The sequence below is a fragment of the Pseudoalteromonas sp. ABE4_541 genome, assembly GCF_056312285.1.
On the sequence record NZ_JBSVEM010000011.1, the window covers coordinates 149115 to 158232 of the forward strand.

The 9118-nt window shown below is 40.9% G+C and carries 7 protein-coding genes and 1 tRNA gene; 2 read left to right on the forward strand and 6 right to left on the reverse strand.

From position 1 onward, the window contains the following. Positions 1-10 precede the first annotated feature (10 nt). From ACW689_RS12615 to ACW689_RS12625, 3 genes are all read right to left on the reverse strand, one after another. Positions 11-1282, reverse strand: a complete 1272-nt coding sequence (locus ACW689_RS12615; protein ID WP_476291844.1) for an efflux RND transporter periplasmic adaptor subunit — start codon at positions 1280-1282, stop codon at positions 11-13. 164 nt (positions 1283-1446) lie between these two features. Then, a complete protein-coding gene (locus ACW689_RS12620) occupies positions 1447-3534 on the reverse strand; it encodes a winged helix-turn-helix domain-containing protein (RefSeq protein WP_476291846.1) in 2088 nt (695 codons plus the stop codon). 133 nt (positions 3535-3667) lie between these two features. Continuing rightward, positions 3668-4231 (reverse strand): hypothetical protein, encoded by a 564-nt coding sequence (locus tag ACW689_RS12625; RefSeq protein ID WP_476291848.1) that lies wholly within the window; start codon positions 4229-4231, stop codon positions 3668-3670. 338 nt (positions 4232-4569) lie between these two features. On the opposite strand from ACW689_RS12625, the gene ACW689_RS12630 reads away from it, so the two are divergent. Next, positions 4570-5379 carry a LytR/AlgR family response regulator transcription factor gene (locus ACW689_RS12630; protein ID WP_476291850.1) on the forward strand — a complete coding sequence of 270 codons (810 nt, stop codon included), beginning with the start codon at positions 4570-4572 and terminating at the stop codon, positions 5377-5379. Positions 5380-5510: 131 nt separating this feature from the next. Next, positions 5511-6050 (forward strand): cytochrome b, encoded by a 540-nt coding sequence (locus ACW689_RS12635; RefSeq protein WP_476291852.1) that lies wholly within the window; start codon positions 5511-5513, stop codon positions 6048-6050. A gap of 92 nt (positions 6051-6142) precedes the next feature. Here ACW689_RS12635 and ACW689_RS12640 read toward each other — a convergent pair whose 3' ends face one another. The 3 genes from ACW689_RS12640 to ACW689_RS12650 all read right to left on the reverse strand — a co-directional run bounded on the left by ACW689_RS12640 (position 6143) and on the right by ACW689_RS12650 (position 9006). Further along, positions 6143-7006, reverse strand: coding sequence for an SDR family NAD(P)-dependent oxidoreductase (locus ACW689_RS12640; protein WP_476291854.1), 864 nt, complete (start codon positions 7004-7006; stop codon positions 6143-6145). Positions 7007-7134: 128 nt separating this feature from the next. Then, the gene (locus ACW689_RS12645; protein WP_476291856.1) at positions 7135-8712 is read right to left on the reverse strand and encodes a methyl-accepting chemotaxis protein; all 1578 of its coding nucleotides are present in this window, start codon (positions 8710-8712) and stop codon (positions 7135-7137) included. Between the two features lie 218 nt (positions 8713-8930). After that, positions 8931-9006, reverse strand: a tRNA-Glu gene (locus ACW689_RS12650). Positions 9007-9118 lie beyond the last annotated feature (112 nt).

A 9118-nucleotide genomic window follows, 5' to 3' on the forward strand; every position in this document is an offset into this window, starting at 1 on the left:
TGTTACCTTTTTAATTTTTATTAATGATTGCAAGGTGCTGTGCATCGACAAAGCTGGCATAAGACGAAGTGATCACCCGTTCTTGCGCATTTAAACCAGATAGAACTTCGATGCTCTGAGGGTTTTTCCTGCCAGTGGTGATCGAGCGTTTTGAGGCTCGTTGACCATCTTCTGATAACACAAACACCCAGTTCCCCGCGGTGTATTGCATAAACCCACCATTGGCGATTTGTAGCTTTGTTTCGCTGTCCGACAGGTTGAATTTGAGCTGCAAACTTTGCCCTAAGCGCAGCCGAGACATGACATTTGTATCGTCAATATTGAAGTCTATTTTGAATGTACCTTGCTCAATACCAGGGTAAATTTTGGCCACTGACAGTGTTATGTCATCTTGACCCAGTGAGAAGGAGGCTTTCTGCGCTTTATGTACACGGCTAACATAAAATTCATCGACCAGAGCTGATACTTTGTATTTTTCAATTAGGTCAACTTGCCCTAAGCGCTGGCCATTACTTTTAGACTCACCAACTTTGGCATCTAAAAAGGTTAATTGCCCGCTTCTTGGCGCTTTGATCACTAACTTATCTAAGCTAGCTCTTGAAATAGCCAAGTTAGCTTCCAATGTCTTGATGCTTTGCGACAGTTGCGCTAACTGCTGAGTTTGCAACAACGCTTCTTTTTGCTGGCTTTCTTTAACCGTTTCCCGATATTTGATTTGGTATTGAAGTTCGTCTTGGGTTTGCTCAAAGGCTTGCTGTGAAAGTAACTCTTGCTCAACCAAACGTTTATTGCGCGCAAACTCCTTTTCAAGTTTTAAAACTTCGTAATCTAGTTCTATGACATCACGCTTAAGCTTGAGCTGATTTTGTTCAAGCGCCAAGCGAGTGTTGCGCATATTGTTGATTTGCTCTGATACCTCAGCTTCTCGTGCAAGTACGTTGAGCTGTAAATTCGTATTGCTTAGTTGCAATAGTGCTTGTCCCTGCTCAACCAAAGCACCTTCTTGCACAAATACTTGCTCCACCCGGCCACCATCTATTGCGTCTATAAAAATCGTGTCTTGTGGCTCAACGATGCCTCGCAAAGGGAGGTATTCCATAAAAGGGGCTTGTTGAGCCGTGCTCACTGAAATAGAACTGGCTGCTACGTTGTACGTTTTCCCCTGCATTGGGCCATTGCCCGCTAGCGTTATTGCGCCATATAAGCCAAGTGCTGCAACCGCAACGCCAGCCAACTTAAAATAAGGCACTACATTGGTTTTTTTTGAAATTGGCCTATCCATACATCCTCCTGCCAAATTGATTTGGCTAAAGCATGTTGGTGCACAGGTAAAAAGTAAGGAAACAAGCGTGATTTAACGATGATTTGTTTGGAATAAGTTGTGACCAACCAGCAGTCACAACTTTTATAACTTTAAATTACATAGGGTTACGTATTTTTATGATACTACTTTTCGGATATTGTGGTCATCACATCGGCAATCGCTTGGGTCATTTTTGTCGCCAATATGCCATGTTGATTAACACTAAAGTCAAGTGATTCAGGTTGCACAGCCCAATAGCTGCTTGATAGCACGCCATCAGATAGTTCTAACTCTCGTAGTTTTGTGCCATCGCCATTGGGGCATAGTAAAGTGCTATCTTCGAGTACGTGCAAATTGAGTTGCCTTTCACTCAAGGCTGGCCTACAACTCATCGATAATGCTTTTCGGCGTTCGCCTTTGTCAGATACTAAAAACACTTCGCCTGTTTGCTGTTCTATCAAAGCGTAATAACCAAGCTTAGGCAGGTATACGCCCCCCACATAATCTTGCGCAATATCTGTGACTTCTTGTGCTAAAAGATCATACAACTTGATATGCCAGCGGTTATCACTCAACGAACTAAACAGTAATTTATTTTTCGAGTGCCAACTAACCCCCTCAATAGATTGGTTATTCAATGGCAACTTCACCATATAATGTGTATTGATATCAATAACAAACAATTGGTTATCAGCCAGTACTAGCAATTGAGTATCATCCGGTGAAAATGCCAGATGATACAGCTTAACGTGATGTTCAAATGAAGAAATAGTAATTGCTTGACTGTGCCCCTGTGCAGTTTCTTTGACCAAGTAAACTTTGGCTCCGGTTGAACGCTTTGATACAAAAGCATAGTGATCCGCATGGTTGGCAAGCGCGGGTAAATAGTCCATCACCGAAGAGTTATTTTGCCCTACAGTAGAAATTAGTGATTTGTTTTCTTTATCAAAGCCATGGTAAACAAGATCTCGATTGAGCAAGTACGACACAAATACAAAATCCTGCCCATTGTTCACTCGCTGCATATGCTTTACCCGAGAGGTATTACTCGCAACGATGGATAACTTTTTTCCAGCCAAAGTGCTTTGCCAAAGCTCATACGCTGGATGCGGCGAGGGATGCACAATGCTTTCACCATCATGGCTAAATACAGCCGAGCGCATCAAATAGTTTAGCTGCCCTGTTTTCATCAATTTCGCACCATCGAGCGACAGAGTGTATATGGCTGTGACCGGCGAAAACTCGCTATTAAGCATCAGCAAAGTATCACCACTTGGAGAAATATCAAACGCATAATTGCCTTTGCCTGCAGTGATGGGTTGATTCAAAATTTCCTTGCTGCCAGTTATAAGATCTAACTTAAAGATTTGATAACCATGCGTGGCAACGGTTCTATCGTTGAAGAACAATGTGTGCTCGCGTGGTGAAAAAGCGATATGAGGTGTGCTTTTGCGTCCACAAGTGGCTACCTGACGCCACGTTTGTATATCTTTAATTTGTGCAAGTGATGCGAAGTAAATACCGCATTCTTGCTTCGATTTAGCTAAAAAGGCAACCTGTTGGCTGTCACTTGCCCACGCCAAGCGAGATAAATTAAAGCCCGGTTTACTCAGCTTAACACGCTCTCCTTGCGATAAATTCTCAATCACTATTTCGGATTGACCCTGAACATTAATTATAGTGTAGGCAATGCGCTTAAGGTCCGGTGACATCGCTGGAAATAGTTCCTGCCCAACGTCACGGGTTAATGGCTTTATAGATAAGGAATTTGATCTATCTGATGATGGCACCACCACCGTCAATAAACCAATCACCACGAGCACTGATAGCGCCAACGCGACACTTAATACACGAGGTTTGACCGAAAATTGCTGCGATGACAAGCTGTTACTCTGTGCACTTCCGTATATTGATGAATCACTTGCCACAAATTTTTGTGTTAAGCGATAACCCTTTCTAGGGACGGTTACGATAAATTGGGGTGCCTTGGGGTCATCTCCCAACGCCTTTCTGACTTTAACTAAAGTGCGGCTGATGGCATTTTCAGTGACAATACTACCCGCCCAAACATTGTCCATTAACTCGTCTTTGCTAATCACTCTTTGCGAGTTTTGACAAAAATACAGCAACAGATCATATACTTTAGGCGCCAGTGCAACTTGCTGACCGGCGCAACTAAGCTGCTGATTATGTTTATCAATTTCAATATTTTGACAATGAAGGTAGCGCAATTTCAAGCCTTATTTTTATTATTGTTTTAAAATGCAATCACCATTACCTACCTTAGTTGAAAAATAAGGTATTCGTGTGCGCTGCTCACAACGCTCTACAATATTGTTATGCTTCGACTGACACAACATCAGTTTAGGATGTTTTGGCACGCCTTTTAAAGGAAGCTAACATGCTTTTCACTGGATACTCTGATAAAGCGGCAATGGCTAATAAATTACATACCCAAGCACCAAATATATAGATAAACCCAGTCTCATGGTAATCAAAATAACCTCGAGTAACCAACTCCATCATTAACAGCCACATGTAAGCAAATCGCGTGTAAATACAGACTCGTGCAGCTTTAGAGAAGGCATATCCATATATTCTATGCAATGAATATAAAACCAGCATAAAGATGAAGTGAATGATAATGGTAGAAAAGTAAAATAGCTTGATGCGGTCAACTTGGTCCATCATCAACGATAAAAAGTACATCCCCTGCTCTGATGCCACAATATGATAAAAAGAAAAAAGTGCTGTGGTGACAAAGCTAGAATGCAACTCTTGCTGTTTTATCGACAAGTTAGACGGCCTAAATTGAAGCAGCTCAGACCAGCCAATTTTTGAAAAATGAGTGACTAAAAACCATAGTACCAAAAGAAGTTCATAGCTTTTCAAAAACCAACCTAAGCGGTATAAAAACTCATTTAACATGAACTACTTTTCCTTACTTTTGTCTTTTTATATCTTAGCGGTTTGCAGCATCATAACGCCTATTCTCAACATCTTAAAGAGGATATTTAGTAAATAGTTCAAACGTTTAAAGTATGCACTTTGAATAGTTTCAAGACCATAATGTGGACTAGAAGCATGAGTATATCCGTTTTTAATCGCTGTTTACCAAGTGCATCACAATTGCCCTTTAATCAGTACCGATTCTAGCGCATAATTTATGTTCAATAGATTTAACTTTTATTGATACACAGAGCATGGTAAGTACACACTTACACAAGCTGATTCAATTAAAAACTCTTAACGCAGGCAAAACTAAAGTGACAACATTCTTAAAAAATAACGTTAGCCACCTAAAAGATTACCAACTTATGTTATTAGGTTGGGTCGTTGTACTCAGCATTATGTGTTTAAATTGCGCCTTCCATAGCATGTTTATCGCCAACGAGCCTGTTGATTTTTTCTCCTCTATTGAATGGTCATTACATCGGTTTGGAGGATGGCTGTTTATCACGCCAGTTTTGTGTAACGCCCTCAATAACATTCCCTGCCAAAACCGCATCAAGCACTTTAGCGTAATTGCTATTTATTCTATAGGTTTTACTTTATGCGTTCATATTCTACTTGATGTCACGTTACACTCAGTAACTTGGCAGGAAAGCTTATTTTTCAATTGGCATACCCACGTGCTTACTTATCTAACGATTGCTTTGGTTTGGCAGGTAAAAGCTTATGTTTTTGATAAATGCGACATACCAAAAGATGAACAGCGAGAGACACAAACATCTCCACATGCTCACAATAGCAAATCAAAGTCAGACAGCATTACTATAGATGGCATTAATGTAAATTTTGATGACATATTGTTTTTTAAGGCATCAGGCAATTACATTGAAATCATAACCCAGCATAAAACACGATTGGTAAGAGCAACGATGAAGGAGTTAGAAAATCGACTACCTCACTCGCAATTTTTCCGCTGTCATCGCTCTTATTTAGTTAACTTAGCTGCGAGCCGAAGTGTCATCAATGCCCGTTCTGGCCATGGCCATATCGAACTCAACACACTGCAACAAATTCCAGTAAGTAAGAGTAAACGTAAAGAAGCCCACATGCTGATCAGTGCATAATCCATTGGCTTTGGGACCAATGGCGGATCGAGACGACTAGACACAAAGTGCCGCCATTCACCCCAAGGCGCTAGAATATGCCCATGAACGCTCATTAATCTAAAAACTCAGGATCATCAGGAGTTATCAAAATGAGTACACAATCACTTTCAACCACAACGCGTTCATTCCACTGGCTGGTAGGCTTTACTATGCTAGGGTTAATTATCGTTGGCTTTTATATGGCAAATTTTGAAGTTTGGGCACTTTACCCAATTCACAAAGCCTTTGGCGTGCTAGCATTATTAGTTATTTTGCCACGCGCAATTTATCGTATAAAAAGCGGCTTTCCAAAGCCCGTAGCGGGCGTTTCAGTACATGTGCAAAAAGTCGCGCATATTGCCCACTGGCTACTACTTTTAGGCACCTTAGCAATGCCAATCAGCGGTATGCTATATTCTGGGTTTGGCGGCTATGGCATTGATGTGTTTGGCTTAAGTTTGGTGAATGAACATATCGTAGGAGATGAGGTAGTGCCTATTAACGAGCAGATATTTATCATCGCCAAAAACGCGCATAGCTTAATTGCCTATGGTTTAAGCACCCTGATCGCCCTTCACATCGCAAGTGCCATAAAACATCACATGGTTGATAAGGACGCCACTCTCAAGCGCATGTTAGGTAGGGCATAAATCATAGCAGGCTAAAAAGTGCATATAGTGAAGTTACTTGCTGCCACTATCTGCGCTTTTTAGGTAAAGACGTTATTCAATAATTAGTGGTTTTATTCCACCATCGACCTTGCCTTAAGTGAATAGACAAAACCAGATAAACGTTCACATTCACACCAAAGCCACAATGCCACAGACTGATCATAACTCAGTGAACTGGAGCGCTTCATCTTCTTATCTTTAAAGTATGCACCTGATGTAATTACATTTTTTTCATCACACAAAAATACACCTGTTTGCGCAGCTTTTTCAACTGAGCGTGCAATCACTGTTTTTGTTAATGGATACAAAAAAGAAAGATGCTTTGGAAATGCTTGTCTTAGCATAGGTGTATCCACCATGCCAGGATCAAAGCTGTTTACTAATATTTGGCTATCACTGAGCAGCTTTGCTAAGTGTTTGGTAAAGAGAATCGTGTATAGTTTACTATTACAATACGCCCTTTGTGCATTAAAACATGATACTAACTCAATATCTTGTTTGTTTATTTTTGCGTCCGAATGCCGAAAAGAAGCAGTATTAACGATGCTCGCACGTTTTGCTCTGTGTAATAAAGGCAGTAATTTTCCTGTCAGATAATAGGGAGCCAAAACATTCACAGCAAATGTCATTTCAATATTATCGTCTGACAGCTCTAATGTATCGCCAGACCATATGCCCGCATTATTCACTAGCACATCAATACGGCCTGTTTGTGCAAAAATATACTGACACGCCGCATCGATTGATTTCAACACACTGAGATCGCACTCTACAAAATGAATCTTACTAGTTAGCCCATATTGCTGAATAATCGAGTGCAATTTATTTTTGTTTCTCGCCAGCACAAAAAATTCAGCTTGTTGGCGTTTATCAAGCTCCGCCAACCACGCCGCCCCAAGCCCAGATGTTACTCCAGATATAACAATTTTTTTCACGCTACTATCCTTAGCCAGTTCAGTGTTGGTCATATGACTCTAAATTAACCAATTTGGAAACACAATAGCTCTTTGACTGATTTAAAATTGTTTGCTTTAACGACATTAAGCACGAACACTATGAACAACTAATGAAATTTAGAGATGAATTGATTCACCAAGCTGGCCTGATCCGATAGCGACCCTCGAGTTTTCTCTATGGTTTGTATGCCTCGTTTGGCACTATTGAGTGACTCATCTGCAAGTTGCGAAATACTTTCGGCATTGCAGTTTAGCTCATGTGATACGTCAGACATTTCTTCCGCTGCTGTTGCTATTTGATAGCTCAAGCTTGATATATCAGTCACTATGTCGCTAATGCTAGCTAGACTATACTTCATTCCCTGCGCTTTACTCACACACTGCGAAGACTGCTCTACCCCATTTTGAATGGCGTCAACCACATACTCAGTTCGCAACTTTAGGTTCTCCACTATTTGGTCTATTTCCTTTGTGGATTCCTGTGTTCGCTGTGCAAGCGCACGTACTTCATCGGCAACGACAGCAAAGCCACTTCCTTGCTCACCAGCTCTCGCAGCTTCTATTGCAGCATTTAAAGCTAGCAAGTTGGTCTGCTCAGAGATAGAACGAATAACATCAACAACACGCCCTATATTTACCGTTTGTTCACTTAACTCTTCAATGTCTTTTTGTGTACTTTGCAATTCACTAGATAAACTTTGGTTGATATGAATATTCTCTTCAACCGCATTGTTTCCTTCAGCGACCGATTGTAGCGCACTCTCAGTCTGCTCAGCAGCAGATTGCGTGTTGGTTGCTACTTGAGAAATACTCTGCGTCATTTGATTTAAGGCTGTCGCCAATGAACCGGTTTGAGTTTGCTGCGTTTGTAATAATGCAGAACTACCTTGACACTCTGAAGCCATGATTGTTGCATCTTGGGTAACCATCTCGCTGGCATCTTTCACTCTTCCTAAAACAGCTCTTAACTCAGATTCTCTCGCTAATAAAGCCAGCTCAATTGCACTAATATCATCTACCCGATTTAAATATATTTTTTGCATTAACGGATTATCGTAGGTTTCTCGCGCCTTTTGGCTCAAGTTACAGATGGGCGCCAAAAGCTTATCGGTTACGATCAATATAAAGATCACTAGGAGTGTTTCGAGCAGATATAACCAAGAACTCGCAAAATAACTGAAGAACAAAGTGAGCGAATAAAAAAGCGCTAAGACAATTCGTATTTTTGTTGATAACGACCACGAACGAGCGACAATTTTATCTAAAGGGGTACCCTGATTAAGTCTGCGATAGACCTTGTCTGCCCTCTCAACAACGGATGCTTCAGGCTTAGTTCTAACCGACTGATATTCTATAGTTTTACCGTTGCAATCTTTAATTGGAGTCACATACGCGTTGACCCAGTAATAGTCGCCATTTTGGCATCGGTTCTTAACCATGCCCATCCAAGGTTTACCTGTACCGATATAAGACCAAAGATTACTAAATGCTGCTGCTGGCATGTCCGGGTGGCGAACTACATTATGTGGTTGCCCTATTAGATCTTGATATTGGTATCCAGCCACCTCACAAAATTGTCTATTTGCATATGTGATATTACCCGTAATATCGGTGGTCGACAGTAAGTTGTAATGTTGCGGGTAATCGTTCTCTTTATCCGTACAATTTGATCGCCTATTGCTCATTTATTTTTCTCTAAGAGTAAAAATGCAATAGTAAATCATTAGTTTTTTGAGGTGTTTAGATTATTTACCAAGAACTTGTTTGCGATCAACGCAATAGATAAAACGCACAAAAAACACCCAAAAATCAGATTTGCTTGATCAGAGAAATATAGACGCTAGGTATCTATTAAATAAACAATATAACGAAGATTAAATATAGAAAGGAATTAAAGGTATAGTGGCGTCCCCTAGGGGATTCGAACCCCTGTTACCGCCGTGAAAGGGCGGTGTCCTAGGCCTCTAGACGAAGGGGACGCAGAAATTGGTTTGTTAACCTCTGTGTCACTAGGACTGGCTGTTTTAACTCGCACCATATGAGCTTTTGTTACTTTACCAAAGTAAAGTGGCGTCCCCTAGGGGATTCGAA